We start from the raw sequence: 26,262 nt of genomic DNA on the forward strand, positions 1-26,262 counted from the left end.
ACCCCAGCGAGGTGCGCAACGCCTCTCCGCAGGCGCGGTCCTTCACCCCTAGGGCCGGGTCTCAGCGCAGACGTCCGCATCAACGATCCCGGCCACCGGCCAGGCGCCGTTGATCGTCGTCGAGATGACCGTGATCGTCGACTCGCGATCGGGGTAGTGACTCGACCAGAAGGAGACGCCGGCGTCGGCGCCCGACATGGTGATCTGTGGCGAGTCGGTGTCGAGCCAGAGGCCGAGCCCGTAGCAGCGTCTCTCGCCCCGGTCCGGCTCGCTGCGCGGCGTACGCATGTCTGCGAGGGTCTCCGCGGTGACGACCTGCCCTGCCATCAGTGCTGCCCAGAAGCGCGCCATGTCGGCGGTGGTCGTGTACGCCCCGCCGTCTCCCGTGGCGATCACCGGCAGGTTGAAGACGTTGGTCCGCCACTGACCCTCGACCTCGACGTAGCCCAGTGCGGCTCTGCCCGGGAGAGCATCGGAGCGCGGAAAGCCGGTGCCGACCATGCCTGCCGGCGAACAGACCAACTCGGCCACCAGGTCCTGGTAGGAGCGGCCCGAGACCCGTTCCGCGATCAGGGCAAGCACCACGAAGGCGCCGTTGCAGTAGTTGAACCGGTCGCCCGCCCGGAACTTCGTCGGGTAGCCGTCGAGGATCGGGAGGAAGTCCTGCGTCCTCACCAGGCGGTGCGCGGAGACAGCGAGCTCGTACTCCTCACTGTCGAACTCGTCCTCGTCGAGGTAGTCGCCGATGCCCGACCGGTGGGAGAGCAGGTGCTCGACCGTGACGTCGTCGGCGATGAGTGGGAGGTCCGTGCCCAGGAGGTGACGGGCGGTGGTCGCGAGCGTCAGCAGCCCCTGCTCCACCAGGCGCATCACCACCACGGCGGTGAAGGTCTTGGAGCCGCTGGCCATGCCCAGCTGGCTGTCGGTGGTCATCGCGACGCCATGGCGTCGATCGGCCAGGCCGTACGCCGCATCGAGCTCGACAGCGCCGCCCCGCTCTACTCGCACGACCCCCGCGAAGCCTGTCAGAGCTGCGGTCTCGTCGACGCGGCGCCGCAGTTCGCTCATCGCGCCACGCTAGGCGCCACCGGGGCGGCGCGCCAGCGTGGTTCGACGGTGGTCGCCCGGGTCTGGATTCACGACTCCGGCAGGACGGGTTGATGGCGAAGGTCAGGGAGTGGATGAGCCGCCGCTCGGGAAGTGGAGTGCTTGGCGAGCCGGGCATCACTCAGCGGCCAGGACAGAGCAGCGGCGGGCCCGGCGACGGCCCGATCACCGGCGGGTCGTCCGGACCGGCGGGTGCGGCAGGGCAGCCGGACTGACGACCGCGTCCTCCACCTCGGGGTGAGCCCATGGATCGGCGGCCACATCCGGGTCGGGACTCAGCAGCAGCCACGCGGTGCCGTCCTCCGTCCCGGCCGACGTGCTGGCCGATGCGTCCGCGCACGAGGACCCCGAGGACCCAGACGACCTCGCACCAGTGAGTCCCCCGACCGTCGAGCAACCCGCCGAGCCGGGAGGGGTCAGCCCCCTGTCACAATCCACCGGTGGCAACACCCTCTGACTGGCTCGCCGGAGCACGCCCTCGCACCCTCCCCGCAGCTGTGGCCCCTGTGCTGGCCGGCACCGCCGTTGCGGCGTACGTCGATGAGCCGGTCTGGTGGAAGGCGGCACTGGCCCTCGTGGTCAGCCTGGCGCTCCAGGTCGCGGTCAACTACGCCAACGACTACTCCGACGGCATCCGCGGCACCGACGACCTGCGGGTCGGTCCGATGCGACTGGTCGGCTCGGGCGCAGCAAGCCCGGCGGCTGTGAGGACGGCGGCGATCCTGGCCGTGGTCGTCGCCGCCGTGGCCGGCCTCGTCCTCGCGGCGACGACGGCCTGGTGGCTGGCCGTGGTCGGGTTGGTGTGCGTGCTCGCCGCTTGGTTCTACACCGGTGGCCCCAAGCCCTACGGCTACCTCGGCCTCGGCGAGCTGATGGTGTTCGTCTTCTTCGGACTGGTGGCCGTCATCGGCACGACCTACGTGCAGACCAAGTCCTTCGAGCTCCTCGCGTTGTACGCCGCAATCGGCATCGGCGCCCTCGCGTGCGCGATCCTCGTGGTCAACAACCTGCGCGACATCCCCACCGACACCGACGCCGGTAAGCGCACCCTCGCCGTGGTGCTCGGGGACGAGCGGACGCGCTACTTCTATGCCCTGCTCGTCGGCGCCGCGGCCGTGGCCGTCGTCGCCGTGGCGGCCGCATCCACGTGGTGGTGCCTCCTCGGGCTGCTCTTCCTCGTGCGGATGGTGGCGCCGCTGCGGACGGTGATCGGCGGTGGCGAGCACAGGGTGACGGGGCCGGCGCTGATCCCGGTGCTCCAGCAGACCGGTGTCGGGCAGCTCGTCTGGGCGGTGCTGGTCGGCGTACCCCTGCTCATCGTCGGTTCCAGCTAAATCCGTTGCCGCGCTGACTACCGTGGACGCGTGGACTACGACTTCGCGACGCTCGACTTCTCCGACGACTCCGAGGCGGCACGCGCGCGCATCAGCGGCTGGCTGGGCGCGGTGCAGCGCGGCTTCCACAGCGGGCGGCCGGACGCGGAGTTCGAGAAGAACTGGCTGGCCCACGTAGCGGCCGACGGGGTCGTCTGCCGCGGAGCATGGTTGCCGCCGGACGCCTTCGGCGCCGGGCCGGTGCCGGTCGCCACCTTCGCGAGCTTCGACAAGACCCTCAACGCCGGGCACGAACTGCTCCCGCTGCGCATGGTCACCGACGTCACCGCCAGCCCCGCCCACCGTCGCCGTGGCCTCGTGCGGCGACTGATGGAGGACGACCTCGCCGACGCGGCCGCCGCCGGGATCCCGGTGGTTGCCCTGACCGCCTCCGAGGCGACGATCTACGGCCGTTGGGGCTTCGGCGCCGCCACCTTCGCCCAGAAGGTGGAGGTGGACACCGGTCCCCGCTTCGGACTGCGCGACTTCACCGACCCGGGACGGGTGGAGCTGATCGAGCCGCCGGAATCGTGGGAGATCATCAAGGACGTCTTCGACCGCTTCCACGCCGTCACCCGGGGGTCGGTGGACTGGCCGCAGTTCTACGAGACCCTGCACACCGGCGCCTACAACTTCGATGACGGTGGGCCCGACAAGAAGCTCCGCGGCGCCGTCCACCTCGACGCCGACGGAGCCGTGGACGGGTTCGCCCTCTACAAGTCGGAGGGCAGCGGCGACGACCGCAAGATCGAGGTCGCCGAGATGGCCGCGCTGACCACCGCCGCCGGCCTCGCGCTGTGGGAGTTCCTGGGTGGGATCGACATGGTGAAGAAGGTGACCTTCGGCCTCGCCGACCCCGACGACCCGCTCCGCTGGGCCCTGACCGACATCAATGCCGTCACCTACAAGGCCATCGAGGAGTTCCTCTGGGTGCGCATCCTCGACGTCGAGACCGCGCTTGCGGCGCGTCCCTGGTCGGCCGACGGCCAGGTGGTGCTCGCAGTGGACGACACGCAGGGGTACGCCGCCGGGCACTTCCGCATCGTGAGCGAACAGGGCCGGGCGAAGGTCACCCGCACCGACGACCCCGCCGAGATCACGCTCGACGCCGAGACCCTCGGCTCGCTCTACCTCGGAGGCGCCAACGCGTCGGCTCTCAACCGAGCCGGCCGGCTCCACGGGAACGAGTCCGCGGTCGCCCGGTTCGCGCAGATGGCCGACCTGGCCGTGCCGCCGTACAACATTACCGGGTTCTAGGCCGAGCGACGGCTCAGTCGCGGTCCTCGCGGGCGTTGCGCTGTTCGAAGGCCGCCGTGGCGCGGGCCGCTCTCTCCTCGACGCGGCGGGCGAAGGCGTCCCGCTGGCGGTTGAGCAGGAAGTAGGAGACCACCCCGGAGATGGCGAAGCCGACCACGAAGACAGGGAGGCGCGGGACGTCGCGGCTGCCGATGATGAGCGACCAGATGAGCATCACGGTGATCACGCTGGCCACGAAGACCAGGACGCGCAGGCCCGTGTAGACGGCGAATTCCTTCACTTACGACACCTCCGTGGTCGTGGAGTGGATGGCGGCGGGAGCCGCGTAGGAGTGCTGGCTGGTCGAGCTGAAGAAGTTGATGCCGATGAAGTTGAACCAGAGCGTGGCGAGCCCCACCAGGGCCACGATCGCGGCGTTGCGACCCTTCCAGCCTGCGGTGGCACGGGCGTGGAGATAGGCCGCGTAGACCACCCACGTGATGAACGCCCAGACCTCCTTAGGGTCCCAGTTCCAGTAGGACGACCACGCCTCGTGCGCCCAGATCGGGCCGGTGATCAGCACCGCGAAGGTCCACACCGGGAAGCCGAAGGCGTGCATGCGGTAGGAGATCCGGTCCAGCGACGTCAGCCCCGGCAGGCGGGCGAGATAGCCGCGCTCGGCCCTCGACCGCTCCTTGAGGAGGTAGAGCACCGAGCAGAGGCCGCCGAGGGTGAAGGCAGCGGTCGCGATCACCGCGGAGACGACGTGGATAACGAGCCAGTAGGAGTACAGCGCCTCGGTGAGAGGCGCGACCGGCTCGTAGAGCCAGAGCACCGCCAGCATCATCATCGACAGCACGAAGGCGACGACGAGCGGACCCATCCACTCGAGCTTGAAGCGACGCAGGAAGACCAGGTAGAGCAGGCCGACGAAGAACGTCCCCGACAACGTGAACTCATACATGTTCCCCCACGGCACCCGGTTGGGGTCAGAGGCCATCCCCCGGCCGACGAGCGCGATGAGGTGCACGCCGACGGCGACGACGGTGAGGAGCACGCCGAGGCGTCCCGCCATCGCGATCCGACCGGACGTCACCTGCTGCTCGGCAGGAAGCCTGCGCAGCCCCGCCCACTGGACGAGGTGCGCCAGCAACGCGAGGAAGTAGACGACCCCGCTGGCCGCCACCGCCTGGTTGCTCAGCACTTCCCACGATGCGTCGGTCATGGAGACACCTTTCCAGTTCCTTGAAGTGACAGCGTGATCGCGGCCAGCTCGTGCTCTCCGCGCTCCGGGTCGCCGCCGTTGCTGCGATCGAGGGCGCCCAGGTCCACGACGGTCTCCCCGTTCTCGTCGCGCCGGGTCCGCACCCACACCCGGCGGGGCCGGATGAAGAGCGAGGCGCACAGCCCGAGCAGTGCCAGGCTGACGCCGGTGAGGGCGATCAGCTTGCCGGGCGTACGGCTGATCTGGATCTTGTTCCAGCGCTCGATGCCCTCGAAGGTGACCGTGCCCAGGTCGTCGGGCAGGACGATGCTGTCGCCCTCACGCATGTCGAGGCGGAACGGCTTCCCGTCCTCCTTCAGCACCTGCTCGGCGTTGCTCTTGTCGAGCACGTAGACCGACTCACCGCCGCCACCGTCGAGCCCGAGGTCGCCGGTGTAGACGAGCATCGACAGCACGGGATCGGCCAGGTCGCCGAAGCTCGAGCGGGGCAGCCCGTCGCCGAGCGCGAAGGTCGGGTAGAACTCGCCCTCGAGGCCGATCTGGCCCGGTCGCGCGTCGGCTGCCTTCACGACCCCGAAGGACTGGAAGGTCTCGTCGACCGGGAGGAAGATCGTCGGGCCGCTGTAGGCCACGTCGCCGTTCCCGTCCCGGACGGTGATGACCGGCGCATAGCCGTGGCCGATGAGGAAGATCTCGGTGGTCCCGATCTTCAGCGGGTGGTTGACCCTGAGGTCGTAGGACTTCACCGCCGAGCTCGGCGTCTCCTGGTAGCCGAGCGTGCTCACGAACTTGCGAGCCATCCCGGCGCGGGGGCCCTCGGTCAGCCAGTCGACCTCGAAGTCCTCGACGGTGAAGCTGAAGGGCTCCATGTCGGTGGCCGTGAACATGCTGCCGGGCACGAAGTCGTCGTACTGCGTCAGGTCGTTGGAGAACCCCTGGCCCTCCACCACGATGACGCCGCCCTTGTAGCCGAACAGCCCGCCCATCGCGAAGCCGACGAGCACGACCAGCACCGAGATGTGGAAGACGAGGTTGCCGGCCTCGCGCAGGTAGCCCTTCTCCGCCGAGACCGAGTCCTCTCCGACCACGACCCGGTAGCGGCGACGCTTCAGCTCCGCCGCCGCCCGCTCGAGCACGTCGGCACCACCGTCGTGAGTCGTGTACGCCGCATGCTCGGGCAGCCGCGAGAGGTTCCGTGGAGCCCGGGGGGGCTTCGCCCGGAGGGCCCGCCAGTAGACGCCGGTCCGCGGCACGATGCAGCCGACCAGCGAGATCATCAGCAGGATGTAGATGGCCGAGAACCAGGGCGAGTCATAGACCGAGAAGAGGCCGAGCTTCTCGTAGACCGGCGTCAGCTCCGGGTGGGCGTCCTGCCACCGGGAGACACCGATCGAGTCGACGTCCTCCTGCGGCACGATCGAGCCCGGGATGGCAGCGAGGGCGAGCAGGAGCAGCAGCACCAGAGCCGTGCGCATCGAGGTCAGCTGCCGCCACAACCAGCGACCGAGCTCGCGGGCGTTCATGTCGTTCGGCATGGGGGTGGCCTGGCGGTCACGACCGCCGGTGTCGCTCATACGGGCGGCTCGAAGCCGGTGATCAGGCGGACCTGCAGCCACTGCACGACCACGTCCCAGGCGCCGGTGACCAGCAGGACACCCACCAGCACGAGCATCAGGCCGCCGATCCGGGTCACCCACTGCTGGTGGCGACGCACCGCGGCGAAGGCGGACAACGCACGCCGATAGGCAAGGGCCGCAACGATGAAGGGCACACCGAGGCCGACCGCGTAGACCGCGGACAGGAGAGCGCCCCGGGACGCCGTTGCCTCGTTCGCCGAGAGGGAGAAGATGACCGCCAACGTGGGCCCCACGCACGGGATCCAGCCGAGCCCGAAGAGGAACCCCAGCAACGGGGCGGCGGCGAGTCCGACCGCCGGCACCCGGTGGAAGCGGACGTCGCGCTGCAGCAGCGGGACGAGGCCGACGAACGCCAGGCCCATCACGATCACGAAGACACCCAGCACGACGTTGAGCTCGCGCACGTTGGCGTTGAGCCAGAGACCGAACTGCCCGGTGATGGCCCCCAGGGCCACGAACACCACGGCGAAGCCGAGCACGAAGAGCATCGACCCGGCAAGCAGCCGTCCGCGCCCGTGTCGGCCCTCGGCGAGGTCGACGCCGGAGATCCCGGTGGCGTAGGACAGGTAGCCGGGAAGCAGCGGGATCACGCACGGCGAGAAGAAGGAGACCAGGCCGGCGATCAGGGCCACGGGGAGCGCAAGGACGAGCGACCCGGAGCTCGCGGTCTGCTGGAACCACTCACCCACTGGACTGACCGGCTGTCTCCTCGGCGATCTCCTCGACGATGTCCACCAAGGTCGTCACCGACGGCACCGGGCCGAAGATCGCGGCGGCGATGCGCCCCTCGGCGTCGAGGACGAACGTCGTGGGGGGCGACCTGACCGGCATGACCTCGGAGAAGGTGAGCAGCGCCTGGCTGTCGGGGTCGTAGATCGACGGGTAGGGGACGTCGTTGGTGCGGACGAAGGCGAGCGCGTTCGCGACCGATGCGTCCCGAATGTTGATGCCGACGAAGTCGGCCACGCCGGACGTCAGCTCCGCCGCGGCGACCAGGTCGGGCTGCTCCGCGCGGCACGGCGGGCACCAGGCACCCCAGACGTTGACCACGACGACGCCGCCGCGCAGCTCGGCCAAGGAGATCGCGTTGCCCTCGAGGTCGTCACCGGTCAGGTCGATCGGCTCCTCGCGGTCCCCGACAGGGATCTGGGTCACGGTGGCGTCGTTGGAGATGTAGCCCTTGTCACCCGTGCCCTCCAGGGACGAGCACGCGCTCGTGGTGAGCGCGACAAGGGCGATCAGCGCGACGACGGACCGAGCGATCACGGCCGGTCTTCGGGCTTTGCGCCGCCGGCCGAGAAGGGCGCGTTGCGGTCGGCGACCGGGATCAGGTCAGCGGCCGGCTCGGAGTAGGCCACCTGGCGCAGCTTGTCGTCCTCGAAGTGGAGGGAGGTCACCGAGCACAGGGTGCACTGGCGCGACTTCGGGTGGTGCAGGTAGGAGCGCTTCTCCAGGAACAGTCGGGTGATCCAGATCGGCAGCTGGTGGGAGACCACGACCGCTTCGTGCCCGCGCGCCTCGTCGCGGGCGTCCTCGATGGCCGCCATCATCCGGGCCGTGATCTCGTCGTAGGGCTCGCCCCAGGAGGGCTTGAGCGGGTTGTACATGTGTCGCAGCAGGCTCGGGCGCTTGACGAAGGTCATGGCGCCCTCGCTGAAGCCGATCCCCTCGAACTTGTTGGACGACTCGATCACCCGCGGCTCGATGGTCGGGGTCAACCCGCGAGCCGCGGCCAGCGGCGCGGCCGTCTCCTGGGCCCGCTCGAGAGGTGAGGTCCGCATGTGCACGATGTCGCGGCCCGCGAGGGCCTCGCCGACCCGCTCAGCCATCTTGTTGCCGAGCTCGGAGAGGTGGAAGCCGTCGCGGCGGCCGTAGAGCACGCCCGCCGGGTTGTAGACCTCACCGTGGCGCACCAGGTGGACGATCGTCTTGTCGCTCATGCTGTTCCTGTTCCTATCGCTGCGGCAGCCTTTGCTGCACCGGGCAGGGCGTCGAGAATGGCGGACAGGGCTCGGTCGTCGTGGGCGGCCGAGACGAACCACGCCTCAAAGGCCGACGGCGGGAGATAGACCCCGGCGTCGAGCATGGCGTGGAAGAAGGCGGCGTAGGCGGCCGTGTCCTGGCCGGACGCACCGGCGAAGTCGGTGACCGCGCCGTCGCGGAAGAAGACCGAGAACATCGTGCCGGCAGCTTGTACGACGTGGGGCACACCGACGGCGGTGAGTGCGTCAGCGACGGCGGACTTGATCGTCTCGGCGGTCGCTGCGAGTGCGGCGTACACCTCAGGGGTGGCCAGGCGGAGGGTGGCGAGGCCGGCGGTGGTCGCAATCGGGTTGCCGGAGAGTGTGCCTGCCTGGTAGACGGGGCCCTCGGGTGCGAGGTGCGCCATCACGTCGGCTCGACCGCCGAACGCGGCAGCCGGGAAGCCCCCGCCCATCACCTTGCCGAAGGTCATCAGGTCGGGGGTCCACCCCTCGACCGCGCCGTCGAGGCCCCAGCCGCCCTCGCGGGTGGCGCGGAAGCCGGTCATCACCTCGTCGCTGATGAACAGGGCTCCGTGGTCACGACACGTCTGGGCGAGGAACCTGTTGAAGCCCGGCCCGGGCGGGACGACGCCCATGTTGCCGGGGGTGGCCTCGGTGATCAGGCAGGCGATGCGCGGGCCGTGCTCGGCGAAGGCAGCCGCCACGGCCTCGCGGTCGTTGAAGGGCAGCACGATGGTCTCGGCCGCCGTGCTGGCGGAGACGCCTGGCGTGCCCGGCACGGCCAGCGTGGCCAGACCCGACCCGGCGCTGGCCAGCAGCGTGTCGACGTGCCCGTGGTAGCACCCGGCGAACTTGATCACGAGGTCGCGGCCGGTGAAACCACGCGCGAGCCGGATCGCCGACATCGTGGCCTCGGTGCCGCTGGAGACGAAGCGGACCTTGTCGACGGGCGTACGCGACACGATCTCCTCCGCGAGCAGCACCTCGGGCTCGGTGGGTGTGCCGTACGACGTGCCGCGGGAGACGGCTTCGGCGATGGCCGCCTGGACCTGCGGGTGGGCGTGACCGAGCAGCATCGGGCCCCAGGAACAGATCAGGTCGACGTATTCGTTGCCGTCCACGTCGGTGAGCCAGGCCCCCCGGGCGCTGCGGATGAAGCGCGGCGTCCCGCCGACGGCGGAGAACGCTCGGACGGGAGAGTTCACCCCACCCGGCGTCACCGCTCGGGCCCGCTCGAAGAGCGCGGCGGAACTGGTCACGGAGCGGTCGGTCACGCCGCCATTGTCGCCCAGCACCCAAGGACACCACGACTCGGCACCGACGCACTGGTTCGCATCCGTGATCCAGGCCTCACCAAGGGGTGGGGACCCCTTGTCCCACGTCACAGGGCCACCGATGATGGGAACTTGCTCGCGCACGCGAGGCTCCGCTGTGGCCTGGATCACATCCGGGTGTCGGGTGCGTAACTCAGTGTGACAACATTCGTTGGAACCCCTGCACGGTCTTGAGGGAGATCGTGTTCGGATTCCAGCACCTCAGGGAGACCCCAGCGATGTCAGCCACCACTCGACTGCACAAGGCGACCGCGATCGTGCCGCTCGCGCTTCTCTCGGCCGCTTGGAGCATCAGCCTGACCGGGGGCGCCTCCACTGCCAGTGCGGACGAGGCAGGTGGCACCCTCCCCGACGGCAGCACCGTGCCGACCGAGGCCATCGAGGCCCCCGCCAGCGTGTCCTCCCCTGCCACCTTGGCGCCCGCCGCCCAGGGCGACACCGGCTCGATCATCGCCACCGCCTCGACCAGCGGCATCCCCTCAGCAGCTCTGGCGGCCTACCAGCGCGCCGAGGCCGTCATCAACTCCGCGGACAAGTCCTGCGAGCTGCCCTGGCAGCTGATCGCGGCCATCGGTCGCGTCGAGTCCGACCACGGTCGCTTCGGCGGCAACACGCTCAGTGACGAGGGTGTGGCCCAGCCGGGAATCTACGGCGTCGCTCTCAACGGCAAGAACAACACCCAGAACATCGCGGACACCGACGCCGGCCTCTACGACAACGACACGGAGTACGACCGCGCGGTCGGCCCCATGCAGTTCATCCCCTCGACCTGGTCGGTCGTCGGCGTGGACGGCGACAACGACGGCAAGCGCAACCCGCAGGACATCGACGACGCGGCCCTCGCCTCAGCGGTGTACCTCTGCTCCGGTGACGACGACCTCTCCACCGCCCAAGGTCAGCGGGCGAGCGTCTACCGCTACAACCACTCCAACGACTACGTCGACCTCGTGCTGTCGATCATGCAGGCCTACATGGACGGCGACTACACCGCGGTCGCCAACGGCACCACGTCCGCCGGCGTCTTCCTGCCCAACCCCGCCCGCCCCACCACCGGCACGGCGAGGAACGGCGGCGGCGGCAAGGGCGGCACCAAGGCGGTCACCACGGGCGGCACGGGTGGTACGAAGACCACCACGACCAAGACGCCGAAGCCGACGCCCACGAGCTCGTCGAACCCGACCCCCCCGGCGACCCCGTCCCCGACCCAGACGTCGGCCCCGGCGCCCACCAACAACCCGACCAACGTGCCGACGAAGGTCCCCGTCTCCAACCCCCCGACGGTGCCGATCCCCCCGGTGCCGGTGCCGACCAGCACGACGTTGCCCCCGGTGCTCACGCTCGCCGACGCGCTGGCGCAGTGCGTTGCGCAGGGCGTGATCGACAACCCGCTCACCGGCAACAACGAGCTGAACGACTGCGCGAACAAGTTGCTCGCGCCCTGACTCAACTCTCAGCGAGCGAGCAGGCGGGCCGCGTCAGCAGCCCAGTAGGTGAGGATCACGTCGGCTCCGGCTCGCCGGATCGCGGTGAGGGTTTCGAGCATCGCGGCGTCGCGGTCGATCCAGCCACGGGCAGCGGCCGCCTCCACCATGGAGTACTCACCCGACACGTTGTAGGCCGCCACCGGCACGTCGACCGCGTCGCGCACGCGACGAACCACGTCGAGGTAGGCCAGTGCCGGCTTCACCATCACGATGTCGGCGCCCTCCGCCACGTCGAGCAGCGCCTCGCGCACGCCCTCGCGGACGTTGCCCGGGTCCTGCTGGTAGGTCCGCCGGTCGCCCTCGAGCGACGAGCCGACTGCTTCTCGGAACGGTCCGAAGAAGGCGGAGGCATACTTCGCGGAGTAGGCCAGGATCCCGACCCGGGAGTGCTCGGCGGCATCGAGAGCCCGGCGGACCACCGCGACCTGACCGTCCATCATCCCGCTCGGACCGACCATGTCGACGCCGGCCTCAGCCTGGGCGAGGGCCATGTCGGCGTAGGCCGCGAGCGTCTTGTCGTTGTCCACCTCGCCGTCGACGGTGAGCAACCCGCAGTGACCGTGGTCGGTGAACTCGTCGAGGCACAGGTCGCTCATCACCGTGAGGGCGTCACCCACCTCGGCGACCGCGTCGTTGATGGCGAGGTTGAGGATGCCGGTGGGGTCGATCGCCCCGCTGCCGGTGGCGTCCTTCGACGAAGGGACGCCGAAGAGCATGACGCCGCCCAGACCCAGCTCTGCTGCCTCGGAGACGGCTGCGCGCAAGGAGTCGCGGGTGTGCTGCACCACCCCGGGCATCGAGAGGATCGGCACCGGCTCGGAGATGTCCTCGCGGACGAAGACCGGCAGGATCAGCTGACCTGACTGCACGGTCGTCTCCCCCACGAGTCGACGCAGCGCGGGAGTCCGCCGCAGGCGACGCGGACGGATGACCGGACCCACGACCTCCTGCGGCTCGCCCGCGCCGACGGTCACTTCGCGCGGACCTTGCGGCGCGCCGTGGGCTTGCGTTCGCTCGGCTTGGTGACCGGCTCGCCGGCCTCCAGCAGGTCGAGGCGACGGCTCGCACCGAAGTCCGCGAGGGCATCCACGAGGAGCTCGACGTCCGGCTGGGGCGCCAGCACGTCGACCCGCAGACCGTGCTCCTCGGCGGTCTTCGCCGTGGCCGGGCCGATGACCGCGATAATCGTCGAGGGGTGCGGCTTGCCGGCAATCCCGACCAGGTTGCGCACGGTCGACGACGAGGTGAAGACGACGGCATCGAACTTGCCGGACTTGATGGCGTCACGGGTCTCGGCCGGGGGCGGCGTCGCGCGCACCGTGCGGTAGGCCGTCACGTCGTCGCACTCCCAGCCGAGGTCGATCAGACCGGCCACGAGGTTCTCGGTGGCGATGTCGGCGCGCGGGAGGAAGACCCGGTTGATCGGGTCGAGCACGTTGTCGTACGGCGGCCAGTCGGCCAGCAGGCCAGCAGCGGACTGCTCACCCGACGGCACCAGGTCGGCACGCAGGCCCCACGCGGCGATGGCCTCGGCGGTCTTGTCGCCGACGGCGGCGATCTTCAGCCCGGAGAACGCCCGAGCGTCCAGGCCGTACTCCTCGAACTTCTCGCGCACGGCGCGGACCGCGTTGACCGAGGTGAAGGCGATCCACTCGTAGCGGCCCTCGACGAGACCGCGGACGGCCTTGTCCATCTGCAGCGGGTTGCGGGGCGGCTCGACGGAGATCGTCGGCACCTCCTCCGGCACCGCGCCGTATTCGCGGACGCGGCGCGAGAGCGAACCGGCCTGCTCCTTCGTGCGCGGCACGAGGACCCGCCAGCCGAACAACGGCTTGGTCTCGAACCACGACAGGGTCTCGCGCAGGTTGACCACGTGACCGATGACCGTGATGGCCGGCGGTGCGATGCGTGCCGCGCGAGCGTCAGCGGCGATGTTGGCCAGGGTGGAGATGACGGTGGACTGCCCGGTGGTGGTGCCGACGCGAGTCATCGCGACCGGGGTGTCCGCGGAGCGACCCGCGGCGACCAGGGCGGCTGCGGTCTCACCGATGGAGCCCACGCCGGAGAGCAGCACGAGCGTGCGCTCGTCGGCGTACTGGCTCCAGTCGATCTTGGCGCCGCAGGTGACCACAGCCACCTCGCGGTGGTCCTTGGTGGTCAGCGGGATGCCGGCGTAGGCCGGGACCGCGGAGACCGACGAGATCCCGGGGACGATGTCGAAGCCGACACCGGCCTTGGCGCACGCTTGCGCCTCCTCGGGCCCGGAGGCGTAGAGGAACGGGTCGCCGGTCATCAACCGGACGACGCGGTGCTTCTTGCCGTGCTTGACCACGACCTTCGCGCGCGCTGCGTGGGTCAGGGGCTGGCCGTCCTCGCCGAAGCCGCCGTCGACGATCACCGGACCGCCCTCGCTGACCTCGACGAGGGTGCGCACCAGGTCGATGTGCTCGGGAGCCTCGGTCACGATGACCTCGGCCTCGCGCAGCAGCTCCACCGCGCGAACCGTCATCAGGCCCGGGTCACCGGGCCCGCTGCCGACGAACGAGACCCACCCCCGGGGCGCGGTCGTGGTGGCTGTGGTCTTCGTTGGTCGCGTCATGCCTGCTGCTTCCTCACTGGTGCGTGCATCAAATCTGCGGCGCCATCGGCGAGCATCTCGCTCGCGAGGCGGGTCCCGGTGCCGGCGGCGTCGTCAACCGCACCGGTCATGCTCATCCGAACCGACAAACCACCGTCCGGCGACAACACGACGGCCCTGATCCACAGCTCGTCGCCGTCCTCGCCCTCGACGACCTCCGCCAACGCCCCGAGCGGAGCGGAGCAACCGGCCTCGAGGGTGGCGAGCACGGCGCGCTCAGCGCTGACCGCGGCGCGGGATGCCGGGTCCTCGAGCTCAGCCAGCCGGCCGAGCAGCTCGGTGTCGTCACTGCGGCACTCGATCGCCAGCGCGCCCTGCCCGGGGGCGGGAAGCATCTGGAGCGGGTCCATGACCTCGGTGGCCTCATCGGCCCGGCCGAGGCGGACCAGGCCAGCGAGGGCGAGCACGACGGCGTCGTACTCACCAGTGGCGACCTTGCCGAGGCGGGTGTCCACGTTGCCCCGGATGTCGTGGATGTCGAGGCCCAGACCGAGGGCTTCGAGCTGGGCGGCTCGGCGCGGGGAGCCGGTGCCGACGCGACTGCCGCTCGGCAGCTCGCCCAGGGTGAGACCGTCGCGGCCGACGACGGCGTCGCGGGGGTCCTCCCGGGTGGGCACCGCGGCCAGGGCGATGCCCGCAGCAGGCTGGGTGGGCAGGTCCTTGAGCGAGTGGACCGCCACGTCGACGTCACCACGGAGCAGGGCGTCTCGGACGGCCCCGACGAACACGCCCGCGCCACCCATGGTGGCCAGGGGCGCGCTGTTGACGTCACCCTCGGTCGTGATCTCCACGAGCTCCACCTCACGCCCCAGCCGCTCGCGAATCAAATCGGCGACGTGCCCGGACTGGGTGGTGGCAAGCGCGGAGCGGCGGGTCCCGATGCGCAGGGCGGCGGTCATGGACGGCCGTCCTCGACCGCGGCGCGCGTGACGGCGTCGACGGCCTCGGGATCGAGCGCGAAGAGGTCCGCCAGGGCGGTGGCGTAGGACACGGCACCAGTCTCGTCGGCCAGCTCCTTGACGCGCACGGTCGGCTCGTGGAGCAGTTTGTCGGCGACACGACGGACCGTGTGCAGGACTTCGGCGCGGGTGGCCGGGTCGAGGTCGGGCAGCCGGACCGCGAGCCGCTCCATCTCCGCCTCGACCACGGCGGTGGCCATGGAACGCAGCGCCACGACGGTGGGCGTGACACTGGACTGGCGACGGGCCGAGAGGAAGGCACTGATCTCCTGCGCGACGATGTCGCGGACCCCTGCGACCTCCAGGGCGGCATCTGAGTCGCGGAGCTCGTCGGCGAGCGTGGCCAGACCGACGAGGCTGACGCCGGGAAGCTCCTGGACGCCAGGGTCCACGTCGTGCGGCAGGGCGAGGTCGATGATCGCCAGTGGGTAGGTGACGCCGACCCGCGCCTCGGCGAGCGCGTCACGCGTGATCAGCACCCCGGCCGCGCCGGTGCACGAGACGACCACGTCCGCGCTGCGCAGGGCGCTGTCCAGCTCGGAGAAGGGCAGCGGCCGGGCGGCGTACTGACGAGCGAGCCGGTCGGCGTTGCTACTGGTCCGGTTGACGACGACGATGTCGCTGGCGCCCAGCCTGGAGCAGGTGGAGATGGCGAGGGAGGCCATGGCGCCGGCACCGACCACGACGACGCGACGACCTGCGATCGAGCCGGGGATCCGCTCGAGCGCGGCAGTCACCAACGACGGGGCAGCGCGGTCGATGTCGGTCTCGGCGTGGGAGCGCTTGCCGACGCGCAGGGCCTGCTGGAAGAGCACGTTGAGGGCCGGACCCACGCTGCCGAGCTCCTGGCCGAGGCGGAGGGCGTTCCTGGTCTGACCCAGGATCTGACCCTCGCCGACCACCATCGAGTCGAGCCCGGAGGCGACGTTGAACAGGTGGGAGACGGCGCCGTCGTCGTAGTGGACGTAGAGGTGCGGGACGAGCGCCTCCGTCGACTCACCGGCGCGCTCGACCAGCAGTCGCGACACTTCCTCGATGCTGCCGTGGAACCGGTCGACGTCGGCATAGATCTCGAGCCGGTTGCACGTCGAGATGACCGTGGCCTCGCTGACGTGCTCGCTGCCCATCACGTCGTCGACGAGCTTGGTGACGCCGTCAGCATCCAGCGCGAGCCGCTCGAGCAGCGCGACGGGCGCGGACTTGTGGGAGACACCCACCACCAGGACGCTCACGCCGAGTTCTCCTGGGCAAGTGCGCTGGCCGCAGTCTTGCGCTGGACGTGGAAGGCGAGGATCTGGAGCTCGATGGAGAGGTCGACCTTGCGCACGTCCACGCCGTCCGGCACCGAGAGCACCGTGGGGGCGAAGTTCAGGATGCTGGCGATGCCAGCGGTGACCATGCGGTCCGCGACGTCCTGGGCTGCGAGCGCCGGTGTGGCGATGACGCCGATGGCGACGCCGTGCTCGGCGGCGATCTCCTCCAGCTCGTCGAAGGGGCGGACATCGACACCGGCGACGACTTCGTCGTGCCGGTCGGGATCGGCGTCGAGCAGTGCCACGACGCGGAAGCCGCGACTGCGGAAGCCGGAGTAGTTGGCGAGGGCGTGCCCGAGGTTGCCGATGCCGACGATGACGACCGGCCAGTCCTGGGTCACCCCGATCTCGCGGGCGATCTGGTAGCGGAGGTATTCGACGTCGTAGCCCACGCCGCGCGTGCCGTAGCTGCCGAGGTAGGAGAGGTCCTTGCGGAGCTTGGCCGAGTTGACCCCGGCAGCGGTGGCGAGCTCCTCCGACGAGCAGGTCTCGATGCTGTCCTCGGCCAGGGTGATGAGGGCCCGGAGGTAGATGGGCAGCCGAGCAACGGTGGCCTCGGGAATGTCCCGGGCCGTGTCGTTGGACGTGCGTGCAGTCACCGCGTCTTCTCTCCAGTCCTCTCGATCCCGGGTGTGGGAAACCCGTGTGAAGTCGATCGGACGCGATCACTGTAGGAGTTTGTGAACGAGAGAACAAACTGAGACGACATAGCGGCTAGCACATGTGAGAAGTGCCACCGGCACCGGGGTGGCGGGGAAGGATCAGCTCCGGAGGGCAGCTCGCAGGCGATCCGGATCGACCCGCCAGAAGTCGTGCTGCTTGCCGTCGACGAACGTCACCGGCACCTCCTCGGTGAAGCGCTCCTGCAGGCCTGCGTCGGTGTCGATGTCGATCTCGGCGAAGGACTCGCCCAGCTCGGCACAGACGGCCGCGATGACCTCCCTGGCGCCGTCACAAAGGTGACAGCTCGCGCGGCCGTACAGGGTGACGCGTGGCTGGCTCACTCCAACAGACCCAGGGCGCGCCGCCGCTCGATCCCCCGCAACCGGCCCTTCTGCACCTTGCCGGTGACGGTCAGCGGCAGCTGGTCGACGACCTCGATGCGCGTGGGCTGCTTGAAGCGGGCGAGGCGTACGGCGGCGTGCTGGCGGACGCTCTCGGCGAGCTCGTCGTCCGCGCCGGTCGTGACGACGTAGGCGACAACCGCCTCTCCGGTCTCTGCGTCCTCGACCCCGATCACCGCAGCGTCGAGGACACCGGGGACCTCGCGGATGATGTCCTCGACCTCGGAGGGGTAGACGTTGAAGCCGCTGACGATGACGAGCTCCTTGATCCGGTCGACGAGGAAGAGGTCGCCCGTGTGGTCGAGGATCCCCACGTCGCCGGTCGACCACCAGCCCGCCTCGCTCGGGCCCCCGGCCCCATCGGGCCAGTAGCCGCTGAAGAGGTTGTCACCCTTGACCTGGATCTCGCCGGGGTCGTCACCACTGGCGAACCCGCCCCGGGCGTCGACGAGCCTCAGCTCGATGCCGGGCAGCGCTGCGCCGACCGAGCCGTTCTGGACCTCCACGCTGCACAGGGTGCTGGTCACCACGGGTGAGGCCTCGGTCAGCCCGTAGCCCTGGTGGACGGGGATGGAGGTGAGGGCGGTGAACTCCTCGATGACGTCGCGCGTCAGCGGGGCGGAGCCCGACAGGACCAGCCGGACCGGTCCCAGCCGGTCGGCGAGGTCCTCGATCGCTCGCCACTGGGCGAAGACGGGTGGCGCGATCGGGACCACGCTGACCGCCTCGTCCTCGATGAGGTCCAGCACCCCGGCGGGGTCCCAGTGCTGGACGAGCAGGAGCTTGGCGCGGTGCCGGAGGACGCCGCCGAGCACCGCGTTGAGGCCGTAGACGTGGAAGAGGGGGAGCACGCCCAGCACGACGTCGTCCCCGTGGATCATGGGCGGGTCGATCCGGCCGACCTGGTCCAGGTTGGACATCAGCGCGCGGTGGGTCAGCATCGCCGCCCGCGGCCGTCCGGAGGTCCCGCTGGTGTAGAGGAGGGCGGCGAGCTTCTCGGGGTCGGGGAGCGGCGGCACGGGGATCGCCGCCGTCGCGACCAGGTCGGCAAACGGCACCTCGCCCTCGGCGGGCACCTCGTCGATCACGACGATCCGGGGGTGCTGTGCTCGAGCGACGAGGTCGTCGTCGAGATCGGTCGGCTCCCCGTCCAGGGCGGCGTCGACGTCGGCGCACGCGGTGCGTACGGCGGACAACGCACCCGGATCAGTGATGACCAGACGCGTCCCGGAGTCGGCGATCATCCGCGCGAGCTCGTCGGCGGTCGAGCGCGGGTTGACCGGTACGGCGACCACCTGGGCTCGCAGCACGCCGAGATAGCTGCTGACGAACTCGACCCGGTTGCCCATCACGATCATGACCCGGTGTCCGGCCAGCATCCCGAGGCGACCCAGCCCGGTCGCCAGCGACGCGACCTCGTTCTCGAGCTCGAGCCAGGTGCGGCCCCGACCCTCGGACTCCACCAGTGCCAGGCGGTCCGGCGCCTCCACCGACGCGTTCAGCACCAGGTCTGCGACGTCGATCTGCGGCATGGGCCGATACTTCCACACGCTTCACCCCTGGGAAGGTGCTTCCGGTCTACGCTGACGGTCGTGACACCGCCTGACAGGACCCGCCGACCGAACCTGCAACAGCGTTCGACGATGGCCGGGGAGGCGGCGGCTGCGGCTGCGGACGTCGAGACGGCGCTGAACATGCCCAGCGACCTCACGGCAGCGGCATTCTTCGACGTCGACAACACCCTCATGCAGGGCGCCAGCATCTTCCACTTCGCTCGCGGGCTGCACCGCCGCGACTTCTTCACCACGCGCGAGATCGTCGGGGCGGCCTGGAAGCAGACCTACTTCCGGCTGGTGGGCGTCGAGGATCCCGAGCACGTCGCCGAGGCGCGCAACTCCGCCTTGAGCTTCATCGCCGGCCACACGGTCACCGAGCTCGAGGAGATCGGTGAGGAGATCTTCGACGAGGGGATGGCCCACCGCATCTGGCCGGGCACACGGGCGCTTGCTCAGATGCACCTCGATCAGGGCCAGCGGGTCTGGCTGGTCACCGCAGCCCCCATCGAGATCGCCTCGATCATCGCGCGGCGCCTGGGCCTCACCGGTGCGATGGGCACCGTCGCGGAGCACGAGGACGGCGTCTACACCGGGCGGCTCGTCGGTGACCTGCTGCACGGGCCGGCGAAGTCCGAGGCTGTCAAGGCGCTCGCCCTGCGCGAGAACCTCGACCTGGGCCGCTGCTCGGCCTACTCCGACTCGTTCAACGACCTGCCGATGCTGTCGATGGTCGGCGACGCGTGCGCCATCAACCCCGACGCCCGGCTGCGCGCCTACGCCAAGGCCCAGGGCTGGCGGATCCGCGACTACCGCACCGGTCGGCGTGCCGCTCGGGCAGGTTTCTTCGTCGCGGCGGCCGCCGGTGGTGTGAGCGGCGCCCTCGCGGCCGGCGCGGCCGTCCGCTCCCGTCGTCACTGACGCTCGCCACCCCCACGTGGGTTCCCATCGGACCGGCCTCCGCATATCCTGCAGTCTTGGCCACGATGCTGGCCGCACCTGGGAGGGTTGGCAGAGTCATGTGGGGTGACACGGAGTTCGCGGCCGGCCTCGATGCCCTGCGCCGCGCCGTCGCCCTCTCCCTCGTGCCGGCTTCCGCCCCCGCTCTCGGTGTCCTGATGAGCGAGGCGTCACTGCCCGCCGCCACCACTCCCGGCGGCTTCGGTGACGCCGACCAGGCAGCCTCCTCCGAGGAGGACGAGGCAGAGCGCGCGCGGCTCATCGCCCTGGTCGAGCTGGCCCGCGGCGGCGACAAGGAAGCATTCGGCCTGCTCTACGACCATTACCAGCCCTCGGTCTACCGGTTCCTCTACTACCGCACCCGCTCGGCGAGCCTGGCCGAGGACCTCACGTCCGACACGTTTTTCCGGGCCCTGCGCAGCATGAACAACTTCCGCTGGCAGGGCCGGGACTTCGGCGCCTGGTTGACGACGATCGCCCGCAACCTCACGACCGACCACTTCAAGGCCGGGCGCACCCGTCTCGAGATGACCACCGAGGACATGGGCCTCCACGACGACGCGACCGAGGGCCCGGAGGCCGAGGTGCTGGCCGGGCTCACCAACGAGGTCCTGCTGACCGCCCTCAGCGAGCTGCCCAACGAGCAGCGGGAGTGCCTCATCATGCGCTTCCTCCAGGGCATGAGCATCGCCGAGACGGCTCTCGCCCTGGGCCGCTCGGACGGCGCCGTCAAGCAGCTCCAGCTCCGGGGGGTCCGCAACCTCGCCAAGCTGATGCCCGAAGGGATGAGGGACTCATGATCGGGGCCGTAACCTTCCAGCCCCCAGCCTCGTTTGGCTGGGTGGAGGGGCACCGACCGGCCGTGCGAGACGGCCAGCTGAAGCAAGGAAGATCGCGATGACAGGGCCGTTCTCGGTACGCCGAAGAGCCGATGAGTTCAACTCGGCTCTCAGCGACCCCTCGACGCCGCTGACGGAGCGTGATGCCCGGCAGTTCGCCAACCTGCTCGCGGTCGTCCGCGACCTCCGCTCGATCCCGCAGCTCCAGCCGCGTCCCGAGTTCGTCGCCGACCTGCGATCCCGCCTGATGGTCGAGGCCGAGACCGCCCTGCTCCCCCAGTCCGTCGGCTCGCTCACGGCCGCTGAACAGCGGATCTCCCTGCCGGTCCGGGCCAGGAGCCGCGACCGCCGGGTGGCCGCCGTGCTGGGTGGTGCCGCGCTCATCGGAGCCACCGCCTCAATGGCGGTCGCAGCCCAGCCCGCACTGCCCGGGGAGTCGCTCTACCCGGTGAAGCGCGCACTCGAGGACGTCGAGACCCGCATCGCCGGCAGCGACGCCGCCAAGGGCGAGGCCATGCTTGCCCATGCTCAAGGACGGCTCGACGAGATCGACGAGCTGGCCGACCGCAGCAACCTTGCCAGCCAGAGCGCGATCGGCTCCACGCTCGACACCTTCAGCGACCAGGCCAGCGAAGCGTCCTCGGTGCTGCTGACGGCCTACGACGAGACCGGTGACGAGGCGGTCATCATCGATCTGCGTACGTTCGCCGAGACCAGCATCGACCGTCTCGCCACCCTCCAGAGCGCGCTCCCCGTGTCGTCACGCGAAGAGCTGGTCGCAGCAGCCGAGAGGCTCAGCGACATCGACCGCCGGGCGAGCGAGGTGTGTCCCGCGTGTGGCGGGGTGCCTGCCTCCATCCCGTCCAACCTGCTCGCCGGTGTCGTCTCCTCGCAGGACGTGGGATGGCTCATCGTCGCGTCCAGCGAGGACCCGGCACTGAACAAGCCGTTCCAGCCCGAGGCCCCTGCCGTCACCCCCGCCCCGATCTCGGGACAGGACGTGGACGGCGTCGAGGTGCCCGACCTGACGGTCCCTGACCCCGGCGCGACGACGACACCGACGCCGACGTCCAGCCCGACCAACGGCAACGGGACCGGGAAGGGGACCGGGACCAAGACCCGGGAGGGGACCAAGCTCCCGGGCGCCGGGACCGACGTCCAGCAGCCCGTCAACGAGGTCACCAAGCTGCTCACGGGCGACCTCGACGACGCCACGTCAGGTTTGCCGGTGACCAACGAGGTCACCAACGGCGTGGGCACGGCCGTCGACGGGACGCTCGAGCAGCTGGACGACACCCTCGACGGCATCTCCCCGCCGACGCTGCCCTGACCTGGCACCCGGTCAGCGGAAGACGTTCTCGCGTTCGCGGAGCAGCGCGAAGAGCGTCTGCTGGATGGTCTCGCGCACCTGATCGGTGACGTTGAAGACCAGCATCGGGTCCTCGGCCTCGCTCGCGTCGTAGGAGTCGGTGCGGATCGGCTCGCCGAACTCCAGCAGCCACTTGGACGGCAGCGGTACCAGCCCCAACGGTCCCAGCAGCGGGAAGAACGGGGTGATCGGGATGTAGGGGATGCCGAGGAGCCGCGCCAGCGACGGGAGATTGCCCACCATGGGATAGATCTCCTCCGCACCCACTACCGACAGCGGCACGATCGGCACGCCGGTGCGCAGGGCGGCGGAGACGAAGCCCCCGCGTCCGAACCGCTGGAGCTTGTAGCGCTCGCTGAACGGCTTCCCGATGCCCTTGAACCCTTCGGGCCACACGCCGACGAGCTCACCGCCGGAGAGCATCCGCTCGGCGTCCTCACCGCAGGCCAGGGTGGCACCGCTCCTCCGGGCCATCGAGCTGATGAACGGCATCTCGAAGACCAGGTCGGCCCCGAGCGGTCGCAGGAAGCGCCCCGTCTCGTCGTAGATGGCGACCATGGTCATCAGTCCGTCCACCGGGACGGTGCCGGAGTGGTTGGACACGACGAGGGCGCCGCCGGTGGCGGGGATGTTCTCGACACCGCGCACCTCGACCCGGAACCACTTCTGGGCGATCGGGCGCAGGGCGGCCATCAGGAACCGCTCGGTGATCTCGGCGTCGAAGCCGTATTCGTCGACGACGTATTCACCGGCAAGTCGGCGCCGCATGAAGGCCATCATCTCGGCGAGCCGACGCTCCCACTGGTCCCCGAACACCTCCAACGCGGCGTCCTGGAAGGCGGCGAGCCAGTCGCCGACGGGCACGCCCGCGAGTGGGTGCCGCTCCTCGGTCGTGATGGGCGCCCGCGTCACAGGGACGGCGGCGGGCGTGGGAGCAGGCTCCTGCTCCTGCGTCCTCTGCTCGGGAGCCGGCGCCTTCGGCTTGGGCGTCCGCTTCTTCGGGCCGCCGGCGAGGCTGCGGGCGGCAGCAGACGGACGCTCCCGCCCGGTGCCGCGGCCGGGGCGACCGTTGGTGCCGATGGGAATGATCTGCGCATCCGAGCTGCCGGCGTCAGACATGTGCCACTCCCCCCGAGGCTGGTCCCAGCACGGGGCCGCGCACCGGAACCCCGAGGGAGACACCGAAGTCGGCGAACGCCGAAGCGGTGGTGAACCGGGGCTCGAAGCCGAGCACCTCACGCATCCGGGTGGTGTCGACGCCGCGACCGAAGGTCAGGAAGCCGAGCTGCTCGGGTGAGAAGTCGGCGACCCGAGCCTGCCGCAGCACGGACCCGAGGCGGCCCACGGCGAAGCCGGGCATGGCCACGCTCGGCTTGCCCAAGCGACGGGTCGCCTGGGACAGCATGAGGATGCCGTCGCCGGCGACGTTGAAGGTGCCGGGGACGCCGCTGACGACGGCGTGCTTGAGCACGCCGAGCAGGTCGTCCTCGTGCAGGAACTGCAGGCGCGGGTCGAAGCCGATCACGCGCGGGAGCACGGGCAGCCGGAAGTAGCTGGTGAGGGGACTGACGACGTGGGGGCCGATGACGTTGGCGGCGCGGAGCGTGGTGACCGTCACGTCGGGACGCCGGCGGGCGAAGCCGCGGACGTAGCCCTCGACCTCGTAGACGTCCTTGGCGTATCCGGAGCTGGGCAGCCTCTTGGGCCCCATGTCCTCGGTGAACATCGCGGGGTCGCGTGAGCTGGCGCCGTACATCGTGGTCGTCGACTTCACGACCAGGTGCTTGACGATGGGCGACTTCTGGCATGCAGCGAGCAACTGCATGGTGCCCATCACGTTGAGCTCCTTCATCGTGTTGCGACCGCCGGCCGAGCCGGGGGTGGCGATGACGCTCATGTGGACGACGGTGTCGACGTCCTCCTTCGCCAGCACCTTGGCGATGACGGGACTGCGGATGTCGGCGCGCACGAAGGAGACGTCGCCGATGTCACCGCGAGGTGGGACGACATCCACGCCGATGACGCGGTCGATGGAAGGGTCGCTGGCGGCTGCGCGCGCGAAGCGGCGACCCACGTGCCGGGAGATCCCGGTGACCAGCACGACCCGTCCCATGACCTGTCGACCTCAGCTGAGTGTGAGTGCGGCGAGTGGTTACTTGCCGAGCTTGCGACGCTGCACGCGCGTCTTCTTCAGAAGCTTGCGGTGCTTCTTCTTGGCCATGCGCTTGCGCCGCTTCTTGATGACTGAACCCACGAAAGAACCTTTCACGAACCTGCGCGGACGCAACGAGATGCGCCCCCGGCGCCCAGGCGACTGCCCGCACGACGCAGACAGCCTACTGTGCGGGCCGGACGCGCGAGAATCGGTGTCCGATCACCCACACGGCGCGAGGCGGGTGAAGCTCAGCCGGCGTTGTAGAAGCTCTTGCGCAGGTATTCGTTGACGTCGTCCTCGGTCACCCGGAACGACCGGCCGACCCGGACGGCCGGCAGCTCGCCGCCGTGGACGAGGCGGTAGACGGTCATCTTCGAGACGCGCATCTTGGCCGCGACCTCAGCAATCGTCAGGAAGACGACGTCGGACATGTCTCCAGGGGTGTTGGCAGCCATCGGTGCACCGTTCCTTCTGCGCAACGGCACCGGCTTCCCCACCGGTGTCACGAATTCGTGGCGCTCTGGAGGTGACAATAGGGCCAATGTGGCCCATGAGGAAGGGTGTTACTAGAGAAACATGAGGGACGTCCGGCGTGTCGGGTTGATTTGACCCTTCAAGCGCTCCGAAGCGGCCTCAGTGATGGGGGTCGAGCCCGTGCAGCGGGAAGACCGCGGTGCGCGTGGCCATGATCTCGCGATCGAGCCAGGTCGCTGGGTCGTAGCCGCCCGACCAGTCGCGATAGGCGGGGGTACGGCCGTCGGTCAGGCGGTATGGCGCCGTCCGACCCGTGGCCTCCAGGACATGGGCTCGCCAGTCGGCCGGCGTCTCGGTCGTCGGCTCCAACGGGCGCCCGGCGACGATCGCCAGCAGGTGGCTCCAGGCGCGCGGCACCACCTCGACGAGCGCGTAGCCACCACCCCCGGTGACCACCCACTTGCCCTCACACAGCTCGTGGGCGAGCTCGTGGAGAGCGAGGTACGCCGTACGCTGCCCGTCGACGCTCAGCATCAGGTGCGCCAGCGGATCCTCCATGTGCGAGTCGCAGCCGTGCTGGGACACGAGGATCTGGGGCTGGAACTCTCGCAGCACGTGCGGAACGACGGCGTGGAAGGCGCGCAGCCAGCCCCCGTCAGCCGTGCCGGGCGGCAGGGCGACGTTGACCGCGCTGCCCTCGGCGCCCACGCCCCCGGAGTCCTGGGCGAAGCCGGTGCCGGGGAAGAGCATCTGCCCGGTCTCGTGCAGGGAGATGGTGAGCACCCGCGGGTCGTCGTAGAAGATCTTCTCCACGCCGTCGCCGTGGTGGACGTCGATGTCGACGTAGGCGACGCGCTCGACACCCTGGTCGAGCAGCGTCTGGATCCCGACGGCGATGTCGTTGTAGATGCAGAAGCCGCTCGAGCGGTCGGCCATCGCGTGGTGCAGGCCGCCGGTGACGCTGGCGCTGTGCAGGGACTCCCCGCTCAGCACCTGCCGGAAGGCCTCGACGGTGGCGCCGACCACGTGGGCGGCGGCCAGGTGCATGTCGTGGAAGACCGGGTTGTCGTCAGTGCCGAGCCCGTGCTTGAGGTCCTCGCCTCCGTCGGTCCCCAACCGGGTGACAGCCGCGATCAGCTCCCGGCTGTGCACCGTGGCGATGAGGTCGTCGTCGGCCATCGGGGCGGGCACGACGGTCAGGTGGTCGAGGATGCCGAGGGATCCCGCGAGCCGCATCGTCAGGTCGAGCCGGATCGGCGACATGGGGTGGTCCGGCCCGAAGTTGTATTCGGTCAGCGACGGATCGAAGACGACCGACGCCGGTCCGGAGCATTCGAGCATGGGTGGAACCTATCGCCGCCTGCCGGAGACAGACGGCGCCGGGCGAGTTGAACGTGTTCAGAAAGTGTGTCACCATCAGTTCTGAACACGTTCACCTCAATGGAGGCAGCCGGTGCAGGATCCATGGACACCGTCGTACGCACCCCGGTGGAGCCCTGCGCCCGGATGGCTCGGAGCCGGACTGGTCCTCGGGCCGCTTTGTGGCGCCGGGGTAGG

27 protein-coding genes are annotated in these 26,262 nt (G+C 70.0%); 7 read left to right on the top strand and 20 right to left on the bottom strand.

The window, feature by feature from the left end; translation table 11 throughout:
* Positions 1-48: 48 nt before the first annotated feature.
* The gene (locus JWN68_RS18035) at positions 49-1,068 is read right to left on the bottom strand and encodes a serine hydrolase domain-containing protein (protein WP_297741525.1); all 1,020 of its coding nucleotides are present in this window, start codon (positions 1,066-1,068) and stop codon (positions 49-51) included.
* A 331-nt stretch (positions 1,069-1,399) separates the two neighbouring features.
* Here JWN68_RS18035 and JWN68_RS18040 point away from each other — a divergent pair, with 331 nt between their 5' ends.
* From JWN68_RS18040 to JWN68_RS18050, 3 genes are read left to right on the top strand one after another with little or no spacing between them, the layout of a single operon-like run.
* On the top strand, positions 1,400-1,564 hold the full coding sequence (locus tag JWN68_RS18040) for a hypothetical protein (protein ID WP_297741526.1): 165 nt from the start codon (positions 1,400-1,402) through the stop codon (positions 1,562-1,564).
* A complete protein-coding gene (locus tag JWN68_RS18045; protein ID WP_297741528.1) occupies positions 1,548-2,441 on the top strand; it encodes a 1,4-dihydroxy-2-naphthoate polyprenyltransferase in 894 nt (297 codons plus the stop codon). The genes JWN68_RS18040 and JWN68_RS18045 overlap by 17 nt, the downstream gene beginning before the upstream one ends.
* Positions 2,442-2,471: 30 nt before the next feature.
* On the top strand, positions 2,472-3,737 hold the full coding sequence (locus JWN68_RS18050; RefSeq protein WP_297741530.1) for a GNAT family N-acetyltransferase: 1,266 nt from the start codon (positions 2,472-2,474) through the stop codon (positions 3,735-3,737).
* A 13-nt stretch (positions 3,738-3,750) separates the two neighbouring features.
* On the opposite strand, the gene JWN68_RS18055 is transcribed toward JWN68_RS18050, so the two are convergent.
* Genes JWN68_RS18055 through hemL form a run of 7 tightly spaced genes read right to left on the bottom strand, consistent with a single transcriptional unit; the run spans position 3,751 to position 9,837 of the window.
* Positions 3,751-4,017, bottom strand: a complete 267-nt coding sequence (locus JWN68_RS18055) for a DUF4229 domain-containing protein (RefSeq protein WP_297741533.1) — start codon at positions 4,015-4,017, stop codon at positions 3,751-3,753.
* Positions 4,018-4,941, bottom strand: a complete 924-nt coding sequence (gene ccsB / locus JWN68_RS18060; RefSeq protein ID WP_297741535.1) for a c-type cytochrome biogenesis protein CcsB — start codon at positions 4,939-4,941, stop codon at positions 4,018-4,020.
* Entirely contained in the window at positions 4,938-6,515 is a 1,578-nt protein-coding gene (locus JWN68_RS18065; protein WP_297741537.1) for a cytochrome c biogenesis protein ResB, read from the bottom strand. Before JWN68_RS18065 ends, ccsB begins: the two co-directional genes overlap by 4 nt.
* On the bottom strand, positions 6,512-7,267 hold the full coding sequence (locus JWN68_RS18070) for a cytochrome c biogenesis protein CcdA (protein ID WP_297741540.1): 756 nt from the start codon (positions 7,265-7,267) through the stop codon (positions 6,512-6,514). Before JWN68_RS18070 ends, JWN68_RS18065 begins: the two co-directional genes overlap by 4 nt.
* Entirely contained in the window at positions 7,260-7,844 is a 585-nt protein-coding gene (locus JWN68_RS18075; protein WP_297741542.1) for a TlpA disulfide reductase family protein, read from the bottom strand. Before JWN68_RS18075 ends, JWN68_RS18070 begins: the two co-directional genes overlap by 8 nt.
* A complete protein-coding gene (locus JWN68_RS18080; RefSeq protein WP_297741544.1) occupies positions 7,841-8,518 on the bottom strand; it encodes a histidine phosphatase family protein in 678 nt (225 codons plus the stop codon). Before JWN68_RS18080 ends, JWN68_RS18075 begins: the two co-directional genes overlap by 4 nt.
* Positions 8,515-9,837, bottom strand: coding sequence for a glutamate-1-semialdehyde 2,1-aminomutase (gene hemL / locus JWN68_RS18085; RefSeq protein ID WP_297741546.1), 1,323 nt, complete (start codon positions 9,835-9,837; stop codon positions 8,515-8,517). The genes JWN68_RS18080 and hemL overlap by 4 nt, the downstream gene beginning before the upstream one ends.
* 278 nt (positions 9,838-10,115) lie before the next feature.
* Here hemL and JWN68_RS18090 point away from each other — a divergent pair, with 278 nt between their 5' ends.
* Complete coding sequence (locus tag JWN68_RS18090; protein WP_297741548.1) at positions 10,116-11,339, top strand: lytic murein transglycosylase; 1,224 nt, start codon at positions 10,116-10,118, stop codon at positions 11,337-11,339.
* An 8-nt stretch (positions 11,340-11,347) separates the two neighbouring features.
* On the opposite strand, the gene hemB is transcribed toward JWN68_RS18090, so the two are convergent.
* From hemB to JWN68_RS18125, 7 genes are all read right to left on the bottom strand, one after another.
* Complete coding sequence (gene hemB, locus JWN68_RS18095; RefSeq protein ID WP_297741550.1) at positions 11,348-12,355, bottom strand: porphobilinogen synthase; 1,008 nt, start codon at positions 12,353-12,355, stop codon at positions 11,348-11,350.
* Positions 12,352-13,980 (bottom strand): uroporphyrinogen-III synthase, encoded by a 1,629-nt coding sequence (locus JWN68_RS18100; RefSeq protein ID WP_297741551.1) that lies wholly within the window; start codon positions 13,978-13,980, stop codon positions 12,352-12,354. The genes hemB and JWN68_RS18100 overlap by 4 nt, the downstream gene beginning before the upstream one ends.
* Positions 13,977-14,918, bottom strand: coding sequence for a hydroxymethylbilane synthase (gene hemC, locus JWN68_RS18105; protein WP_297741553.1), 942 nt, complete (start codon positions 14,916-14,918; stop codon positions 13,977-13,979). The genes JWN68_RS18100 and hemC overlap by 4 nt, the downstream gene beginning before the upstream one ends.
* A complete protein-coding gene (locus JWN68_RS18110) occupies positions 14,915-16,210 on the bottom strand; it encodes a glutamyl-tRNA reductase (protein WP_297741555.1) in 1,296 nt (431 codons plus the stop codon). The genes hemC and JWN68_RS18110 overlap by 4 nt, the downstream gene beginning before the upstream one ends.
* Positions 16,207-16,890: a redox-sensing transcriptional repressor Rex gene (locus JWN68_RS18115; protein ID WP_297741557.1), complete on the bottom strand. Its 684-nt coding sequence runs from the start codon at positions 16,888-16,890 to the stop codon at positions 16,207-16,209. Before JWN68_RS18115 ends, JWN68_RS18110 begins: the two co-directional genes overlap by 4 nt.
* Positions 16,891-17,052: 162 nt before the next feature.
* On the bottom strand, positions 17,053-17,295 hold the full coding sequence (locus JWN68_RS18120) for a glutaredoxin family protein (protein WP_297741559.1): 243 nt from the start codon (positions 17,293-17,295) through the stop codon (positions 17,053-17,055).
* Positions 17,292-18,887, bottom strand: coding sequence for an AMP-binding protein (locus JWN68_RS18125; RefSeq protein ID WP_297741561.1), 1,596 nt, complete (start codon positions 18,885-18,887; stop codon positions 17,292-17,294). The genes JWN68_RS18120 and JWN68_RS18125 overlap by 4 nt, the downstream gene beginning before the upstream one ends.
* 111 nt (positions 18,888-18,998) lie before the next feature.
* On the opposite strand from JWN68_RS18125, the gene JWN68_RS18130 reads away from it, so the two are divergent.
* The 3 genes from JWN68_RS18130 to JWN68_RS18140 all read left to right on the top strand — a co-directional run bounded on the left by JWN68_RS18130 (position 18,999) and on the right by JWN68_RS18140 (position 22,037).
* Positions 18,999-19,829 (top strand): HAD-IB family hydrolase, encoded by an 831-nt coding sequence (locus tag JWN68_RS18130; protein ID WP_297741563.1) that lies wholly within the window; start codon positions 18,999-19,001, stop codon positions 19,827-19,829.
* Positions 19,830-19,927: 98 nt separating this feature from the next.
* Entirely contained in the window at positions 19,928-20,668 is a 741-nt protein-coding gene (locus JWN68_RS18135; RefSeq protein ID WP_297741565.1) for a sigma-70 family RNA polymerase sigma factor, read from the top strand.
* Positions 20,669-20,765: 97 nt separating this feature from the next.
* Positions 20,766-22,037, top strand: a complete 1,272-nt coding sequence (locus tag JWN68_RS18140) for a DUF5667 domain-containing protein (protein WP_297741567.1) — start codon at positions 20,766-20,768, stop codon at positions 22,035-22,037.
* Positions 22,038-22,049: 12 nt separating this feature from the next.
* On the opposite strand, the gene JWN68_RS18145 is transcribed toward JWN68_RS18140, so the two are convergent.
* The 5 genes from JWN68_RS18145 to JWN68_RS18165 form a co-directional block, all read right to left on the bottom strand.
* Positions 22,050-23,195, bottom strand: coding sequence for a 1-acyl-sn-glycerol-3-phosphate acyltransferase (locus JWN68_RS18145; protein WP_297741569.1), 1,146 nt, complete (start codon positions 23,193-23,195; stop codon positions 22,050-22,052).
* A complete protein-coding gene (locus JWN68_RS18150; RefSeq protein WP_297741571.1) occupies positions 23,188-24,189 on the bottom strand; it encodes an NAD-dependent epimerase/dehydratase family protein in 1,002 nt (333 codons plus the stop codon). The genes JWN68_RS18145 and JWN68_RS18150 overlap by 8 nt, the downstream gene beginning before the upstream one ends.
* A 39-nt stretch (positions 24,190-24,228) precedes the next feature.
* The gene (locus tag JWN68_RS18155; protein WP_008356322.1) at positions 24,229-24,330 is read right to left on the bottom strand and encodes an AURKAIP1/COX24 domain-containing protein; all 102 of its coding nucleotides are present in this window, start codon (positions 24,328-24,330) and stop codon (positions 24,229-24,231) included.
* Between the two features lie 149 nt (positions 24,331-24,479).
* Positions 24,480-24,686, bottom strand: a complete 207-nt coding sequence (locus JWN68_RS18160) for a helix-turn-helix domain-containing protein (RefSeq protein ID WP_297741574.1) — start codon at positions 24,684-24,686, stop codon at positions 24,480-24,482.
* Between the two features lie 178 nt (positions 24,687-24,864).
* Positions 24,865-26,046: an acetoin utilization protein AcuC gene (locus tag JWN68_RS18165; RefSeq protein WP_297741576.1), complete on the bottom strand. Its 1,182-nt coding sequence runs from the start codon at positions 26,044-26,046 to the stop codon at positions 24,865-24,867.
* Between the last annotated feature and the right edge of the window lie 216 nt (positions 26,047-26,262).

The organism is Nocardioides sp. (assembly GCF_025964975.1).
GTDB lineage: Bacteria > Actinomycetota > Actinomycetes > Propionibacteriales > Nocardioidaceae > Nocardioides.